The sequence below is a fragment of the Halomonas sp. BDJS001 genome (assembly GCF_026104355.1).
Lineage (GTDB): Bacteria > Pseudomonadota > Gammaproteobacteria > Pseudomonadales > Halomonadaceae > Vreelandella.
The window spans coordinates 1,687,503-1,705,081 of the sequence record NZ_CP110535.1; the positions used below are offsets into that span (position 1 = coordinate 1,687,503).

The following is a 17,579-nucleotide window of genomic DNA, read 5'->3' on the forward strand; positions in this document are numbered from 1 at the left end:
TGCTCAATACCCGGTCATTTCCAGGTAGCCCTCGCCAAGCGGTTCGCCGCTGGCGCGGTCGTTGACCACTACTTCGCCTTCCCAGTAGGGCACGCTGGTGGTCATCCAGCGGTTGGCGTGGGGCGCTTCGATAGTGATATCGAGCTCAACTGAGGCTATTTCCAGTCGCCAGCGGGTGGGTACTTCGCGACCGGCAACGGACGAGGTCGCCAGCGGTGTGAGGGTGATGTCGTCGGTGGCTAAAGGCGTGGTATCTCCCTGCGGCGAAATCCAGGTGCCGGAGCGGTAGTTCGCGCCTTGTTCGGCTTCAGTGCCGTCACTACTGTCACCACCCCCACGTAATTGAAACGCCATCAGCTTGTGGCCGTTATCCAGATGGAGCGAGAACCAGTCCCAGCCGGACTGGCGGGCATCAAGCAGTTGGCTGCTCCATTCACGATCCAGCCAGCCGCGGCCGCTGACGGTCTTGGTTTCGCCGTTAAGGGTGACATCGCCCTCTATCTGCCAGAAGGGCTGGCTGTAGTACATCGAACCTTGGCCATTGGCGGCTTTCTGGCTGAACCCCTCTTCGTCGTGAAAGATGAGCGGCCCCTCGGCGGTCAGTTCCAACGTATAGCCAAAACGTGAAGAGTCTTCACCGCTGTAAGCAGTGAGGGTGAGATCATTGAAGTCGGCATTATCGACCTCTTCATTTGCTTTAAGCTGCCAGTCGTCTAACCAGGCGTGGAACGGAGTAGCGATAACGCCAGCCTGGGCATCGTGGGGTTGCTCAAGCGCGGCTTGGGAGTGGCTGCGCCCAAAGCGCTCGGCTACCTGATGCTGCTTGCCTTGGGAGATCGCCATATGGGCCATCCAGAGTTGATCGGCGGCCCAGGGTGTTGGTTCAGGGCGTTCGTTGGGTGGCATAAGCGCCTGACGAAACAGCGTCCACTGCAGGCCGAGGGGCTCACCGTCGGCGTCTTCCAGATTAGCGGTGAGATACCACCACTCGATACGGTAATCCGGGTGGGCAGCATGGTCTTGTGGAAAGCGAATAGCCTGGTTGGGTTCTGCATGCTGAAAACCCTCTGCCGTTTGCCCCAAACCGGCAAAGCCTGCGCTGCTGCTGTCGGTTGGCTGCTCTTCTCTACAACCGTAGAGCGTTAGCGAAGCACTTATTAGTAGGCTGAGAGTTAACCATTTATGTAAGCTCATTGATTGGCCTCTTCTGCCAGTAAGGCTCGCGGCGAGGCGCGCCAGAAACGCAGCGTAGGCAGGGCAGCCGCCAGTAGGGCGACACCCACGGCGGTCGCCAGGGTAACGGCCATTTCCCAGGGGAATAGATAGAGCGGCAGTCGCCAGCCGAAAGCGGCCACATTGATGATAGCCACTAAGCCCCAGGTAATGGCGATACCCAGCGGAATCGCTAGCAGGCCGGTCGCTAATGCAGCGCCACCGAGTTGGGCCAGATTCAGTTGCGCCAACTGCGCACGGGGCACGCCCAGCGCCCAGAGCGGTGCTAACTGTTGGCGCCGGCTGCGCGCCTGGGTCAGCAGGCTGGCGAACAGAGCCAGGGCCGCCACCGCTAGGGTCAAACCATTGAGGGCGCGGGTAATGGTAAAGGTACGCTCAAAAATCTCGGTAGCGATGCGCTTGATCTCCCTTTGATCACTCAGCGCATCGCTACCGAGGTCAAAGCGTTCGCCCAGGGCAGCGCGCAAGGCATCAACATCCGCGTTATCACTCAGCACTAAGCCCATGGAGCTGGGCGGCGCATCAAACCGAGCGGCAAGCTGGGGCGATGCCATCAACACCTGCCTGCTGGGGTTGCCGTAATCGGGATAAATAGCGGCGATGGCCAGCGTTTCATTGGCGCCCGGCGCGCTAAGGGTTAGCTGGTCGCCGGGGGCGAGGTTCTCTGCGGTGGCGAGCTGCTCATTAATAAAAATTGCCCCCTCGCTAAAGGCTGCCCAGGCGGATGAGCGGCTCTGTAGGGTGACTAGTAGCGGCCAGTGTGGGGTTAATGACTCACCGGGGGTAATGCCGTAAAGCTCGATAGGCGAGCCTATTGAGCGGCTGCCTTCTGGCGTGGTGGCGGCCTGCAGGGCTGCCTCACTGCGCCGAGTCAGCAGCCGTTCAGACACCTCCGGGCGGCCAGCGAGCCAGGCGTCAATCTCTGCGTACTGCTCGCTGGGAGCATTTAAATAGAGCGGGGCGACCAGGCGTTGATCAAGCCACTCTAAAAAGGTGAGGCGAAAGCCGCCAACCATACTGCCGACGCCCAGGTTGGCCGCTAGCGCAATGAGAAGCGCCATCATGGCCAGTGACAGCCTGGGGAGCTGTAGCTGCATATCCGCCATTGCCCAGTGGATAAGCGGGCGCCGATGGGCAAGGTAAGCCAGCCCTTTCAGCAGTAGCGCTAACAGGGGCGGAAGCCATAGCGCGCTGGCCAATAGCAGCGCGGCAATCAGCCCAAAGCCCGCCACCAAACCATCGCCAGGGGGCTGAAAGCGTAGCCAGGTATACAGCGCTAGCGCAATACTCAAGGCGAGGGCACCGCTGATGCTCATCAGCGTTAATTGACGCCGGTAACCGCGGCGCCAGGCCTGCATCTGACCTAACTCCAGCATGTTCAGGCGGGCAGCGCGCCATAACACACCGCTGCCCGCCAGCAGTAGCCCGCCAAGGCTAACCGCCAGCCCACCGACCCAGTAGTGCCAGGGCAGGTTGAGTTCTTGCCCCACGCCTGCGCCATAAAGCGAGCCCAGGGTCGCCGCGACATCGGGCAGTAACAAACGTGCCAGCCAAACGCCGCTGGCAATGCCGGCAAGTGCCCCGATCAGACCGAGCAGGAGTAACTCAACGCTTAGCGCCACCACTAAACGGCGCCCTGAGACACCCAGCACCCGTAGGGTGCGCAGCATGCCCAGGCGTTGCTCCAGCGCCAGGCCTAGCGCTGCCTGAACAATAAATAGCCCTACCACCCAGGCCAGTAGCCCTAAAGCGGTAAGGTTGAGATGAAAGCTTTCTGTAAGCTGGCCGGGGGAGGCAAGCGTCGTGGCGTGGGTGAGGGTTAAGCCGGCCGGTGCTTCAGAGAGCGCCCCCGGGGCGGCTACCATGCGGGTAATCTCGTTACCGCTTTCAAGCAACCGCGCCGCCGCCGCCATATCCATAATCAGCGTGTTAGGTGGGAGCGCTGACGATAAAATCAGCGGTGGAAGTTGCTGGCCCTCTGCTAGGGTCGGGGTGGCGCCTGATGCATCTTCGCGCTCTATCCCTAAGGCTGCCACGGTGTCAGGCGCTAGGCGTGTTTGCCACGGAGGGGTTAAAAAGTCGTTTAGCGCCGCAGAGGTATCTGCTTGAGCAAACGGGTTGTCGCCGGACAGGGTTAGCGGATCAATGCCGATCAGCGTAAGCCGGGTGCCATCCTGGCTAACGACTTCACCCTCGAGCATAGGCGAAACAGGCAGGCCTGCTTGGCGCAGGGCGTGATACTCGGCGCGGGTGAGTGGGGCGCCATCGCGCCGCTCAAGCTGATCCAGCTGGGTGGCAAACAGCGCATCGGCGCGGGCGTAGCTGTCCCTTGCCGTGGCATTGATCGCTTGGATGCCGCTCCATAGAGCGCTGGCCACCCAGAGGCCGAGTAGCAGCATGATTAATTGGCCAGGATGACGCCGGTAGTGGCTAAGCAGCGTGGATATAACCTGGGTCATAGCGCTGTGTCTAGTAACTGGCCGAGGCGCAGGCTTAGACAGCGACCGAGGGGTGCCGCCACTTGCCGGCTGTGAGTGACAACGAGCAGGGCGCACTGGGTTTCGTGGACGAGGCTTAATAACAGTTCAAGCACTTCACTTGCGCTGGTTTCATCTAAGTTACCCGTGGGTTCGTCGGCCAGCAGGAGGGCCGGGCGGGGAGCCAGGGCGCGACCGATCGCTAAGCGCTGCTGCTGCCCACCAGAGAGCTGTTCCGGGTAGCGTTTCTCCAAGCCCGTCAGCCCTAGCCGCTCAATTAAGTAGCTTGCCCAGTCGGCGTCATCGCGCTTGGCTAAGCGCGCCTGCAAGCGCAGATTGTCGATCACCGTTAGGCTGGGGACTAAATGAAACTGCTGGAAGACTAACCCCAATTGCTTGCGGCGTAGCTTGGCGCGTGCGGGCTCAGGTAATGAGGCGACGTTCTGGCCTTCAAGGGTAATTGTCCCTTGGTCGGGAAGATCCAAACCAGCGGCAAGATGCAAGAGGGTGGATTTACCGCTCCCGGATTCACCCATTAACGCCAGGCTCTCTCCTGCGGCCAAGCGTAGGGAGACATCTTCGAGTACCCTCAGCGGGCCTTGTGGCGTCGCGTAGGTTTTATGTACCTGACGGAGTTCCAGCATAGGCGACTCATATATTGCTATAGAGGGAGGCGTTCCAGTAATGAAAAGGGCTAGTCGTTAATAGGCGTTACCGTCGCACCCCGATCTCCGTATACCGCTATGCCTCCGCGTCCTGTGTGCTTGATGAAATACATACTTTTATCGGCCGCATCAATAAGCTCATCCGCACTGCCAAATCCACCGTCATCCAAACAGGCGATACCGATGGATACGGATACATGAATGGGTTCCTGATCATCGTGAGCCATCGGTGTTTTTTCCAGACGCTGGGCAATTCGTTTGGCGAATACCTGGGCTGACTGTGCATCTTCATCCGGCAAAACGACCAGAAACTCTTCGCCACCCCAGCGCCCCGCAAGATCACCGTCACGAACGAGCGACTGTAGCGTTTTGCCAAATTTTTGCAGCACATTGTCGCCCATTTGGTGGCCGTATTGATCGTTTAGCTTCTTAAAGTGGTCAAGATCAATAAACACTACGGACATGATGCGGGACTGTTGCTGGCACAGGACAAAGCGCTTGTGCATCTGCTCTTCCAGCCAGGATCGGTTGGCAAGTCCGGTGAGTACGTCTGTTCGTGAGCGCTCTTCCAACTCATCTTGCCGCTGGCGGAGTGAGGCGAGCTCTACCTGGTGGGTATCCAGGCGCGCTTTGAGCTGTAGCGTTTGTTGAAACAGTAGTTGCTGAGCCTCAGCCAGTAGCGATTCGTTATTCTGTAGAGGGGGAGCCGTCATCTGCAGCATGTCCGCCAGTGCTGGTAACTGTTCCTGAATATTCTCCAGCAAATGCCGTAAAGAGATCGTTTGGGCGCTCTGGTAGGTTTCAAACTCCCGCACCACGGCGACTAGCGATTGCGCTGGGTGGGACGAGAGCCAGGCATCGGCAATGGGGCCAGATAGCTGAACGCACAGCTTGTCGGGGGTGGTAATGTCGTATTCGCCGTGGCTGTCGCAGATTCGCTGTGCCAATGGCGTCGGGACTCCCCACTTGGCGGCAAGCCAGGCGCCTACCTGGGAGTGGTCACAGCCAAAGAGCCGCTGTTCCGACTCCGATAGGTGCCGATGAGAGAGTGCGATTTCCGTATATAGATTGTTGCTCTCTTTAGGGTAGGTCGCCCGTAATGCCATGATGCCAATGTCCTGGAGCAAGGCGGCCGTAAACACGGGCCCCGCCATGTCAGGGCAGAGATAGACGGCAATGTGCCGTGCTGCTAACGAGGCAATGATGGAACGCATCCATACACGCTGGTAATGAACGTCAATGCCCCGGTTTTGAAGCAGGCTGAAACTCATTACCGCTGCTAACGTGGTGTCTAAACCCAGGCGGGCCGCTGCTTCCTGGCAGGCGTATACCTTTGTATGGCTACGCGAGAAAAAGGCGCTGTTGGCAAGGGTAATGATCCGCATGGTCAAGGCGGGATCACGCTCTATCGCATTGGCGTACTCGTTTACTGACGGGTGCTCAGTACGGGCTATTTTCAAGACGTTGATAGCGACCGATGGCAGACTGGGAAGAGCCGGGCAGTTAATTAGATCTGCTACCAAAAATGGCGGTAATTCAGTCGATAAGACCAAGTCTTTCGAATTATCACTTGCCTGGATGGCCTGCATTATTCTCTCCTGGCTCTCGTTGGCTCGCAGCAGCCCAGCCTCAACTTTTCCATGTCACTTGCCACCTTGGGCAGTGATAATAGAATTCATTCGTTTGTATTAAACCATTTTAGGCGACTAGCTGGTTAAATACCTACACATAAATGCCTGCAACGTTACACAACTACAGTCAAAAAATACGCTAAGCCACGCTGTTATGTAAGATATTTCTTTGAATTTGGCTATTGGCCATTCGCCAGGCTGTGCGACTAAAGGGTAAATCATTCTCCCTTTTTTTATTTCCATACAACTACCATACTAGTCATATCAGTTGTGGCCGCTACCGCCACGAACTTCGCTATCAGGATCAGGCGCAATGCACACAACCTTACAATCGCTATGGCAGGAAACCCGCGATGGAGAATCGGTACGCCAACGGCTATTTCATGTGCTGAGGCAATCGATTATCCAGATGGTGCTGGCGCCGGGGCAGGCGCTATCGGAGAAGGAGATTGCGAATTTGTTTACGGTTAGTCGCCAACCTGTGCGAGAAGCATTTATTCGCCTTTCTGAGTCAGGTTTGGTGGAGGTTCGGCCCCAAAGAGGCACCTATGTGGTGCGCATTTCGCGCCAAGCGGTGCTGGAGGCACGATTTATTCGTGAGTCTCTAGAAGTTGCCATTGCTTTAGAGGCAGCTAAACGCACGCTCCCATCGAGCATTTTGATGGAGTTAAACGAACTGATTGAGCGCCAGCGCAGCTGCATTGAGCGGCAAGATCATGACCGTTTTTTCTTTCTTGATGAGATGTTCCATCGCACCTTGGCAATCTCTACGGGGCAAACCATGGCATGGAACGTGATCGAAGATGTTAAAGCACAGTTGGATAGGGTGCGGTATTTGAGTATTCCTGATTCCACACCCATCCCCAAACTGGCAGATCAACATCAGGCCATAGTGGACGCGATATCTGCTGGGGATACTGAGGCGGCGGAGCAGGCAATGAGTATCCACCAGCGTGAAATACTTCATTCGCTACCTGAACTAGAGCGCCGCTTTCCAGAATTGTTTGAAAATGTGGGCATCAATGCTCATGCGCTATCTATATAAAACCCGCTAGACAACAACACAAAAGCAACATAGGCCGCATTACGAAGGATCAGCCAGAACTGGTTGGTAAATCATCAATAATAAATGAAAGCCTTTAGGAGCCTGAAATGAAACTCACAAAATTACTTCCTGCTGTAGCGCTGATTGTCGCAAGCCATTCGGCTCACGCCGCTTATCAGCTTAATGTCTCAATAGCGTTGAGTCCTCAAGACCCTATTGCCCAAGCTATGGAAAGTGCTAAACAGACAATTGAGGAGCGTTCAGAGGGTGAACTGACCATTCAGATTTTCCCCAATAGCCAGCTTGGTTCTGACGAAGACGTGATCGAACAAATTCGTAGTGGTGCCAATATCGCTATCTTAGTCGATGCGGGACGTTTGTCGGAGTATCAACCCGAGTTGGGTATCTTGAGTGCCCCTTATTTAGTCGAAGACCATCGCGACTATAGCCAAATCACAACATCGCCGCTTTACCTGGATTGGGTCGAGGGTCTTGCGGAAAAAAGTGGGTTACGACTGCTCAACTATAACTGGTTTCAAGGGTCACGGCAGATGCTGACCCAAAATGAAGTAAACACACCAGAGGATTTAAATGGTGTACGGGTGCGCACTATCAACTCCCCTGTATGGGTGAAAACTATTGAAGCCATGGGCGCCACTCCGACGCCGCTGCCTTGGTCAGAAGTTTACTCAGCGCTACAGCTAGGTTCGATTGATGGAGCCGAAGCGCAGCTAACTGCGGCTGAAGGTCAAAACTTGCATGAAGTCATTACTCACGTGGCGCTAACCAATCACATTCATTTGATGACCGGTATTGCGACTTCCGAGCAGTGGTACCAGGCGTTACCTGAGGAGTTGCGCTCAATTCTCGATGAAGAACTGCTCAATGCTGGCGATGCTGCTAGCCAAGCGACGTCTGACGCCCAAGCTTCGGTGCGCGAGCGGATGGAGGCGGCTGGCGTTACGTTTTCCGAGGTGGATATGGAAGTATTCCGCGACCGAGTGGGCAGCGTCTATGAAGAGCTAGGTTACGACCAGTACCGTGATCAGTTACTTTCTTCAGAGTGAGTCTCAGCCCTCTGCCTGCTAGGGCAGGGGGCTTCAGCCTTTTGTCTTTTGCTATTACTTAACTGTCCAAATCCCCTTTTAGGGGGAGGAACGCTGTATGTGGCATTGGTACGATAAAGGTGAGGAGTGGTTGGCTATTATGCTGCTCGGTGGTACCTCTCTCACCATGTTTGTTAGCTCGACGGCTAGAGCAATAGGAAATCCTTTTGCAGGGGGCGCTGAACTTGCGCAATTTCTGTTTATTTGGACTGCTGTATTAGGTGCTGATATTACCCTGCGCCAGGGCGGTCAGGTGAGAATTGATGCGCTTGTCATTCGTTTACCTATTAAATGGCAGCTTCTTATTACCAGTTTGTGCATTGGAATGATGATGCTATTTCTGGCTCTTTTAATCTGGTATGGCTTTGTTTTAGCGGCTTCAAACTGGCAGCGCCCTATGGGAGTGGCAGGACTTAGTTATGGTTATATCACCCTAGCGCTTCCTGTCGGGGCATTATTAATGATGCTTTCATTGGTACGGCGCTTGTTCACTAAGGGCGTCATCGGCAGTTTGGTTGCTGACGATGATGATATTGTGGAGGAGGCGCTATGACGGCAGCTTTGTTATTAGGATTCGGCCTGCTTCTTATGGCGATAGGGATGCCCGTTGCCTTTGCTATTGGAATTGCGGGTTTCTCGTATTTTTTATTGCCTGAAACATTTTTACCGACCAGCATTGCCGTCCAACGCATTGTGTCTTCGACACAATCATTTCCACTATTAGCTGTGCCGTTGTTTATTTTTATCGGCCACCTAATGAACGCCAGCGGTATTACTCCCCGCTTGGTTCACCTTTCTACTCTTTTAGCGGGATGGATGAGCGGTGGTTTAGCCCAGGCCAGTATCGTGCTGAGCACCTTAATGGGCGGGGTTTCCGGTTCTGCCGTGGCAGATGCCGCAATGCAATCCAGGGTGCTGGGAAAAAGCATGATTAAGGGCGGCTACTCAGTGGGGTTTACTGGTGCGGTGCTCTCTATTGGAGGGCTAATCACTGCAACCATTCCACCCAGTATCGGCTTGATTCTCTATGGCTATCTGGGCGAAGTTTCGATAGGGCGACTGTTTATCGCAGGCCTTGTGCCGGGCTTCTTGCTAATGGTGGCGCTGATGGTGACGACTTACATCATGGCCAAACGACGGGGCTATCAGCCGGTAAGAGAGCGGCTACCAACGGGAAGAGAGGTGCTTAAGGCCCTACGTAGCAGTATCTGGGCAATTCTCTTCCCCGTATGGCTCTTGGTGGGAATTCGTTATGGACTCTTTACCCCCTCTGAAGCGGGTGCTTTTGCGGTTGCTTATGCCTTGTTGGTGGGCTGCGTAATACACCGAGTAATGGGTGTTAAAGAGATACTTAATGCCATGCGTGCCAGCGTAAGGGATATTGGCATGATAATGCTGATTATTATGTTCTCAGGCATTATTGGTTATGTCGTCTCTTTTGAAAGAGTGCCTCAAACAATAGCAGAGCTAACACTTGGCGTATTCTCTAGTCATATCACACTGTTGCTGGCAGTTTCCGTCATACTTGTTTTTCTAGGCATGCTGTTAGAAGCCACGGTTGTCGTCATGTTGTTAACCCCCATCTTGGTACCCGTGATTAAAGCCGCGGGTGTTGATCCTGTTCATTTTGGGCTGTTAATGATGACGCTGGTTACCTTTGGTGGCATGACGCCTCCCGTGGGGATTTCTATGTATACAGTATGTGGCATTTTACGGTGCTCTTTTTATGACTATAGCCGTGAGTTACTGCCGTTCGCTTTAGCGGTATTGGTTGTGGTGCTGGGCATTCTCTTCTTCCCCAATATCGTACTTTTTTTGCCTAATTTTCTGCTTGGCTAAATCTACCTATGACACTCTTATAATAAAGGAACAATGATGAAGGTTAATAATAGTGTTGAGTTAATGGGTAAAAGCATTTCTGTTAGAAAATGAAGTGGCCCATCGGATTTATCATAACGGTGAGATGATTCGGGCGGCGTGTTACCACAAAGTTCAGCGCTACCTATTTGAGCGTTAACTTCTTTTTACTTCTTGTGATGGATTTCTCATGATCATTAGCGATGCATATTTAATCGTAACGTCTCCGGGCCGCAACTTTGTCACGCTGAAAATTGTTACTGAATCAGGCGTGTATGGGATCGGTGATGCCACCTTAAACGGCCGCGAGCTGTCGGTGGTCGCCTACCTGGAAGAGCATGTATTACCAACACTGATTGGGCGCGATGCTAGCCGCATTGAAGATATCTGGCACTACCTTTATCGCGGCGCTTACTGGCGGCGTGGCCCAGTAACGATGACGGCTATTGCGGCAGTCGACGTAGCCCTATGGGACATCAAAGCGAAGGTTGCGGGCATGCCTCTGTATCAACTGTTGGGTGGCAAGAGCCGTGACCGAGTAATGGTGTATGGCCATGCAACGGGGCGAGATATTGAAGCTTGCCTGGAAGAGGTTGCCCGCCACGTGGATGAGGGCTACAAAGCCGTGCGCGTTCAGGCGGGTGTGCCAGGCATTGCCAGTATTTATGGTGTCGCCAAAAAAGAGGGTGAGCCCTATGAACCTGCAGATTCTGATTTGCCCGCAGAGCATGTGTGGAGTACCAGCAAATACTTGAATCATGTACCCAAGCTGTTTGCTGCCGTGCGTGAACGCTTTGGTGATGATTTACACGTGCTACATGATGTTCATCACCGCCTGACGCCCATTGAGGCCGCCCGTTTAGGCAAAGAAGTTGAGCCCTATCATCTATTTTGGCTGGAAGACTGTGTACCGGCTGAGAATCAGGAGGCGTTTGGTCTTATCCGCCAGCACACCACCACGCCATTGGCGGTGGGCGAAGTCTTTAACAGCCTGTATGACGCCAAAGCGCTAATTGAAAATCAGTGGATCGACTATATCCGCGCCACCCTAACCCATGCCGGGGGGATCACCCATGTACGCCGCATCGCCGATTTAGCGGGTCTTTATCACGTGCGTACCGGCTTCCACGGGCCAACGGATCTTTCGCCGGTGTGCCTGGGTGCGGCGATTCACTTTGACACCTGGGTACCCAACTTCGGCATCCAGGAGTACATGCCGCATACCAGTGCTACTGACGAGGTATTCCCCCACGATTATCGCTTTGAAGATGGGCATTTCATTGTCGGTGAAAAGCCGGGGCATGGCGTCGATATCGATGAACAGTTAGCCAAGCAGTACCCCTATAAGCGCGCCAGCCTGCCGGTGAATCGGTTGGAAGATGGCACTCTATGGCATTGGTAGGAGCTATTGATGCAAAAAGTTAACAAGATTTCATGTTCCAGTAGGCAAGCCAATCACATCGCTATTGTCCATCTCGGCCTGGGCGCTTTTCATCGTGCCCACCAAGCGGTCTATTTAGAGCGTTATCGCCAGCGCAGCGGTGATGGTGAATGGGGCGTTTGCAGTGCTAACCTCCGTTCCAGCGTTGGTTTAGTCGATGGATTGAGCATGGCAGGGCATCGCTATCATGTAGCGGAGTACGCCGATAGTGAGAACATTACGCTGCGGGAAATCGGTGTGATTGAAGAGACGCTGTTCTCGGGCCGTGATGGTGCTGGTAACTGGAGCCGAGACCGAGAGGCGCTACTGGCGCGAATGGCCTCTTCAGATACCCGTATCGTGACGTTGACGGTGACAGAGAAGGGCTACTTTTTAAATCCCGCGAGCGGTGAGTTAAACGTCGATGACCCAATGATCATCGGTGATATTGCCTTGCCCCAACAGCCGCGAACGGCCCCAGGACTATTGGTAGAAGCGTTGGCTCAGCGGCGCAAGGCTGGCATTGCCCCCTTTACCGTGCTCTCTTGCGACAATATGCCGGATAACGGTAAGCGGACACGCCAGGCGGTGGTGCAACTGGCCGAGCATCGTGACGCAGAACTGGCCAGTTGGATGGCCAGTGAAGTAGCGTTTCCCTGCAGCATGGTGGATCGCATCGTCCCCGCCATGACGGATGCCGACTTTGAGCGCTTAGCGGCGCTGGGAGTTTCCGACTCAAATGCGGTGGTATGCGAAGCGTTCTCGCAGTGGGTGGTTGAAGATAACTTCCCGATGGGACGGCCACGCTGGGAAGCTGACGGCGTTGAGATGGTTGCCGATGTGGCGCCGTTTGAAACCATGAAACTACGCATGCTCAACGGTAGCCACTCCTTGCTTGCTTATCTGGGTGCACTTGCAGGTATCGAAACGGTTTATGAAGGCATTAATCACGCCGAACTTCGAGCGCTGTTGCGTCGCTATATGCTTGAAGAAGCGGCGCCTACACTTGAGATGCCCGAGGGGATCGATTTGGACGCTTATGCTGACTCGCTGCTGGCACGCTTTGCCAATGACAGTTTGCGTCATCGTCTGCAGCAGATCGCTATGGATGGTAGCCAAAAGCTCCCACAGCGCTGGCTTTCCGGCGCGCTAAAACGTAGCGCCGCTGGTCAATCATCGCCCTGCGTGGCGTTGGGGATGGCGGCCTGGATTCGCTACACCGCGGGTCAAGACCTACAAGGCAATAGTTACCCCGTGGATGATCCGCTAGCCAAGCGCTTTGCAGAGCTGCACCAGACGTATGGTCGCGACCCCAGCGCTCTGGTAGCGGCCTATTTAGCTATGGACGATGTGGTGCCTAACGCATTGGCGCAAGACGAAGCGTTTGCGCAGGCGGTGCTGGCGGCATATCAAGCGCTAAGCCATGGTGGATTGAGTGAAGCACTAGCGGCGCTATAGCTCTGTTAAATAAGCTCTGTTAAATAGTTCCGTTAATCGCAAAACCCCACTGATCGATTCAATCAGTGGGGTTTTTTATTGCGCACTTATGGCTAACGCTTAGTGAGGTGCAGCGGGCGCTTCAGCGTTCGTAAGGGTTGGTTCGGGTACTTGCTCCATACGCTTGCGCTCTTGGTCAAGAATCGCCAGTGCCTGGGCAGAAGTTACGCGTGAAGCGGGCGTCGCTAGGCTTACAATCACGCCGGCTACCAGTGCGACTAGTACAGCGGGGATGCTTGGGTTACCCCAGAAGGCTGTCCAATCGCTATTGGCAATAATTGTTAGGGAGGTCACCGACGCGCAAATAAGCGTAGCGATAGCACCCTGCCAGTTATAGCGAGGCCAGAAGCGGCCCAGCATGGCACTCACAAACAGCCCTGAAAGGATTGTCGAGATCATCCGGGTGATATAGGTGATGACATTGTCCGAGGCCAGTGCGAATAGCAGCGCCAGACCAATGGTTGCCACTAGCGCAATCCGCGAAAAGCGCACCACGTTGCGCGCTGAGGGCGTACGGCCCGTGGCCAGCACATAGAGATCCCTAATCAGCGTGGAGACACCGGCGATGGCATCGGAACTGGCGCTCGACATCGTAGCAGAAAGACCCGCTACCAATAGCAGTAGTCCTAATCCTAGAGGCATAATTTCAGTGGCCAGGAAAGGGAAGGCGAAGTTGCTATTTTCAAGCCCGGGGTTAAGGGCGTGGGTGGCCATACCAATAATCGCGGGAATGATCGAAAAGCCCAGGTAAAGAACCCCGGTGATCAAGAACGAACGGCGTACCGACCCAACTGATTTACCTGAGTAGATGCGCTGACGAAAGGAGGGCGTAGCAAGAACGCCAATGGCAATGACGGCAGCCAGTGACAGCGCTGGTAGCGCACCAATTTGACCAATACCAAGAAAGCTAGTGGCGCCTGCATCCATGCCCGCTGTAAGACCTGAAAAACCGCCAACTTCGACCAGTGCCAGTATTGCCATCAATATAAACCCTGCGAACAGCACAACCGCCTGGATGGTGTCCGTCCAGATAACCGCAAAATAACCCCCCACCACGCAGTAAATGCCGAAGCCTAACGCCACCAGAATGCGCGCCGTGGTGAGATCGATACCCGCCATCCAGGAGAGGTAAAGGCCACCGCCAAGAATATGCGCGCCCAGCCAGCCTATACAGGCGATATAGATAAGTAGTGCAACGACATTGCGCACCAGCCGGTTGGCGCCCACATAGTAGGCTAGCTCCTCGCTCATGGTCATAAAGCGCAGCTTGCGCACTGGGGCAAAACAGACGGCGAGCAGTAAAATACCCGCGGCACCGCCAAGCCCGTATAAAGCACCTGCCCAACCGTTGGCGTAACCGAACCCAACGGCGCCCATGCTGGAACCTGTGCCCACCATGGTCGCGACCGTGGTTCCCACGGTCAGAAAGAGTGGAACGCTTCGCCCACCGAGTAGAAAGTCGTCACCGCTACCGCGCTTATGCCTTGAGACCCACCAGCCGAAGGCGATCATGGCGATAATGTAGAGCACGAAGGTGACAAGGAATATTTGACTGTTCATGTTAACCTCTTATCGTTGTGTATCCGGCCGTTGCCGCGGCCGAAGGTAGACAATGGAAGCGATTACCGCGGGGCTTTTTATCTTAATCACGCGGTAATCTGGCGCTGCACCCTTGCCGGGGTGTGGCGCTTTTTTTGGGACTTTTTTCGTGATGCTTTTTTCTTAGTGTTTAGGCTTTTTTAGCGTCTGGATTGGCTTATACCTGAATTTGCATAGCGCTTAACTTACTGAGTGCTAGGCGCGATCAGCGCGGTAGCACTTCACGTCGACCTCCACTTTGCAATCCACCACCAAGTCTTGAACGCTGCAGATGCGTGCCGGTGGGTTGTCGCCAAAGATCTCCTTAAACACCTTATTGAACGAGGTGAAGTAGCGCGCATCGGTGAGCACGGTGGTGACATGTACAACGTCTTCGACGCCAAAACCGGCTTCCTGCATAATGGCCAGGCAGTTATCGAAGGCGAGACGGGTCTGCTCAACAATGCCGCCTTCAACCACTTCGCCGTCGGTCATGGGTGTTTGGCCAGAGACGTACAACCAGCCGCCTGCCTCTACGGCGCGGGCAAAGGGCAGTTTCTGACCGCCGGTGCCTACGCCGCCTTCGGTGCCGTATCGAGTAATGCTCATGGGGTTTGCTCCTGATTGGGGTGAAAGTTGGGTATTGATTGAGAAATGCGTTCTGTTCTGCGCAGCATCCTGCCAGCGCGTTGGTCTGAAATGGCACCGTGTTGATAGGCGATTTTGCCGTTCACTATGACCATTTCGATGCCTTTAGCGGCCGCGATGGGATTCTCGTAATTGGCCGTATCTTCAAGCGTCGTGAGATCAAAGAGGGTGAGGTCTGCATAGGCGCCTATGCGGATCACGCCGCGATCCGTTAAGCCGAAATTGGCCGCCGAAAGGCTGGTCATTTTGCGCACTGCTTCTGCCAGTGGCATTAGCTTTAAATCGCGGCTGTAGTGGGCCAGCACACGCGGAAAGGCTCCCCAAAGGCGTGGGTGGGGGTGCGGGTCGTTCGGCAGGCCGTCGGAGCCCACCATGGCGAGCGGGTGCGCTAACACCTGCTGCATATCCGCTTCGCTCATGTTGTGGTAAACCGCGCCCGCAGGCTGTAGCTGCTTGGCAGCGTCTAGCAGTGATACCCCCCATTCGGCGGCGATCTCTTTTAACGGGCGACGCGCCTGTTCCGGATGAGGGGTCGACCAGGTAATGGTGATCTCAATCTCATCCGTTACCTGGCCCAGGTCGAGAGTGGAAGAGCCCGCCGTATAGGGGTAGCAGTCGCAATGGGCATGTTGGTGTTGGGCGGCTGCTTCCAGTCTGCTCAGTGCCTTGCTTGCACCGCCCCAATTGCCAGCGCCGGCGCATTTAAGATGCGAGATCACTAGCGGCACTTGGCCATCACGAGCGGTGGTAAACGCTTCGTCCATGGCCCCCAGCAGGCCCGCAAACTCATCACGAAGGTGTGTTGTATAAACACCGCCTGACTTGCCGACGGCTGCTACCAGGGGAGCCATTTCGCTGGTCGGCGCCTGTATCGCATTCCGGTAGGCAAGCCCAGAGCTCAGTCCCAGCGCGCCTTCCTCAAGCGCTTGGCGAAGCAGGGTTTCCATTTTGGCGATTTCTGCTGCAGAAGCGGGGCGGGCAAAGTTATCCATTACCTGGCTGCGCAGACTGGTATGCCCCACCAAAGCGGCAACGTTAATACTCGGCGAGGCGGCGTCTACGGCGTTAGCGTAATCGGCGAAGCTTGGATAGCGGAAATCCTCCAGCTTGCCCAGTAAATTCATAGGATCGGGGACTTCACTGGCCAGTGTCACCGGGCTTGCGCTGATACCGCAGTTGCCTACGACTACGGTGGTGACTCCCTGGGTCAGCTTTGGCAGCATTTCGGGTACACGAATGACGTTGGTATCGTCGTGGGTATGCACATCGATAAAGCCAGGGGTCAGATAGCGCTCTTGGGCGTTAATAATGGTGGTGGCGGTGGCGTAGGGCATGTCACCGATGGCGCAGATACGCTCGCCTTGAATAGCCACATCGGCACGAAAATGAGCAGCGCCTGTGCCATCCAGCACGTTGGCATTACGAATCAGCAGGTCGTAAACCATCCTAATCTCCAAGTGGCTGGCGGTTATCACCACCGCGATGGTCATCCAGGCTCAGCTTGAGGCGACGCAATTTAGTCCGTGAGCGCTCGCGATGGCGCATGGCAAGTTCAAGCGCCAATACGTCAATGACTGCCAGCATGGCGTAGCGGGAAGCCGAAGGGTGGTAGATAAAGTCGGTCTCCCGGGAGGTGATCGGAAGCACAATGTCGGATGTTTCGGCGAGTGGAGAATTCATTGCGGTGATCGCAATCACCTTGGCGCCGTACTGCTTTGCAATCTGTGCTGACTCCACCATCTCCGGGGTGTAACCCGTCACCGACAGCACGACGACGACGTCATCAGGCTCAAGAGTGGACGCCACCATGCGTGGTAGCAGTGCTTGAGGGTAAGCACAGATCGCATAGCCAAGGCGTACCAGGCGAAACTGAAGCTCTTGGGAGAGAATGCTGGAACCCCCACCGGCGCCAAACACCAATATCTGACGGGCGTTATCTAACTGTTCAACTGCCCCGGTCACATCGGCTTGGGCGAGTAAGTCGCGGTTAAGCGCAAGGGTTTGCGTAGCAATGTCATACACCACGCTTGAGCTGTCTTCAGGCGTGGCTTCTTGAATAAAACGACGGCCAGCGGCTAAGGCGCGGGTTAAGCGCGTTTTTAAGTCGCGCACGTTAGTACAGCCGATGGCGCGGGCAAAGCGTGTGACGCTGGCATCGCTAACCCCGGCGCGCTGGGCGATGTCACTGATACTCGCTTCAGTGACGAACTCGATGTCAGCAAATATCAGCTCAGCAACCTTCTTTTCAGCGTCGCGCAGCGCGGCAAAGTCAGTGGTAATACGTGACAAAATGTCGATTTCTTGGCTCACCGTGGACTCCTAATGGTTGCCTGATTTAAAAAGTATGTTAGTTTCTAACTTGAAGTCAATAGTTGTGAAAATATCTAACATTGATGCTTGTTAAAAAATGAGGATGCGAGCG

Annotated in this window: 14 protein-coding genes; 6 read left to right on the top strand and 8 right to left on the bottom strand. The window is 54.9% G+C overall.

The annotated features are described in order from the left end of the window. Positions 1–3: 3 nt before the first annotated feature. From OM794_RS07630 to OM794_RS07645, 4 genes are read right to left on the bottom strand one after another with little or no spacing between them, the layout of a single operon-like run. On the bottom strand, positions 4–1,194 hold the full coding sequence (locus OM794_RS07630; protein ID WP_226249663.1) for a lipocalin-like domain-containing protein: 1,191 nt from the start codon (positions 1,192–1,194) through the stop codon (positions 4–6). Beyond that, complete coding sequence (locus OM794_RS07635) at positions 1,191–3,692, bottom strand: ABC transporter permease (protein ID WP_226249664.1); 2,502 nt, start codon at positions 3,690–3,692, stop codon at positions 1,191–1,193. The genes OM794_RS07630 and OM794_RS07635 overlap by 4 nt, the downstream gene beginning before the upstream one ends. Next, complete coding sequence (locus OM794_RS07640) at positions 3,689–4,354, bottom strand: ABC transporter ATP-binding protein (RefSeq protein WP_226249665.1); 666 nt, start codon at positions 4,352–4,354, stop codon at positions 3,689–3,691. The genes OM794_RS07635 and OM794_RS07640 overlap by 4 nt, the downstream gene beginning before the upstream one ends. A 50-nt stretch (positions 4,355–4,404) precedes the next feature. Then, positions 4,405–5,964, bottom strand: coding sequence for a GGDEF domain-containing protein (locus OM794_RS07645; protein ID WP_226249666.1), 1,560 nt, complete (start codon positions 5,962–5,964; stop codon positions 4,405–4,407). A gap of 355 nt (positions 5,965–6,319) precedes the next feature. Between OM794_RS07645 and OM794_RS07650 the strand changes: the two genes are divergently transcribed. The 6 genes from OM794_RS07650 to OM794_RS07675 all read left to right on the top strand — a co-directional run bounded on the left by OM794_RS07650 (position 6,320) and on the right by OM794_RS07675 (position 12,892). Further along, positions 6,320–7,051, top strand: a complete 732-nt coding sequence (locus tag OM794_RS07650; protein WP_226249667.1) for a GntR family transcriptional regulator — start codon at positions 6,320–6,322, stop codon at positions 7,049–7,051. 107 nt (positions 7,052–7,158) lie between these two features. After that, a complete protein-coding gene (locus OM794_RS07655; RefSeq protein WP_226249668.1) occupies positions 7,159–8,118 on the top strand; it encodes a C4-dicarboxylate TRAP transporter substrate-binding protein in 960 nt (319 codons plus the stop codon). Positions 8,119–8,215: 97 nt separating this feature from the next. Next, positions 8,216–8,710: a TRAP transporter small permease gene (locus OM794_RS07660; protein WP_226249669.1), complete on the top strand. Its 495-nt coding sequence runs from the start codon at positions 8,216–8,218 to the stop codon at positions 8,708–8,710. Further along, positions 8,707–9,996, top strand: coding sequence for a TRAP transporter large permease (locus tag OM794_RS07665; RefSeq protein ID WP_226249670.1), 1,290 nt, complete (start codon positions 8,707–8,709; stop codon positions 9,994–9,996). The genes OM794_RS07660 and OM794_RS07665 overlap by 4 nt, the downstream gene beginning before the upstream one ends. Before the next feature lie 208 nt (positions 9,997–10,204). Then, a complete protein-coding gene (gene manD / locus OM794_RS07670; RefSeq protein ID WP_088698463.1) occupies positions 10,205–11,416 on the top strand; it encodes a D-mannonate dehydratase ManD in 1,212 nt (403 codons plus the stop codon). A gap of 9 nt (positions 11,417–11,425) precedes the next feature. Beyond that, the gene (locus OM794_RS07675) at positions 11,426–12,892 is read left to right on the top strand and encodes a mannitol dehydrogenase family protein (protein WP_226249671.1); all 1,467 of its coding nucleotides are present in this window, start codon (positions 11,426–11,428) and stop codon (positions 12,890–12,892) included. Positions 12,893–12,991: 99 nt separating this feature from the next. Here the strand turns inward: OM794_RS07675 and OM794_RS07680 are convergent, their stop codons facing one another. The 4 genes from OM794_RS07680 to OM794_RS07695 all read right to left on the bottom strand — a co-directional run bounded on the left by OM794_RS07680 (position 12,992) and on the right by OM794_RS07695 (position 17,467). After that, complete coding sequence (locus OM794_RS07680; RefSeq protein WP_226249672.1) at positions 12,992–14,491, bottom strand: sodium:solute symporter family protein; 1,500 nt, start codon at positions 14,489–14,491, stop codon at positions 12,992–12,994. A gap of 234 nt (positions 14,492–14,725) precedes the next feature. Next, positions 14,726–15,118, bottom strand: coding sequence for a RidA family protein (locus OM794_RS07685; RefSeq protein WP_088698470.1), 393 nt, complete (start codon positions 15,116–15,118; stop codon positions 14,726–14,728). Continuing rightward, entirely contained in the window at positions 15,115–16,647 is a 1,533-nt protein-coding gene (locus tag OM794_RS07690) for an N-acyl-D-amino-acid deacylase family protein (RefSeq protein ID WP_226249673.1), read from the bottom strand. Before OM794_RS07690 ends, OM794_RS07685 begins: the two co-directional genes overlap by 4 nt. Then, positions 16,604–17,467 carry a MurR/RpiR family transcriptional regulator gene (locus tag OM794_RS07695; RefSeq protein ID WP_226249674.1) on the bottom strand — a complete coding sequence of 288 codons (864 nt, stop codon included), beginning with the start codon at positions 17,465–17,467 and terminating at the stop codon, positions 16,604–16,606. Before OM794_RS07695 ends, OM794_RS07690 begins: the two co-directional genes overlap by 44 nt. Positions 17,468–17,579: the final 112 nt, after the last annotated feature.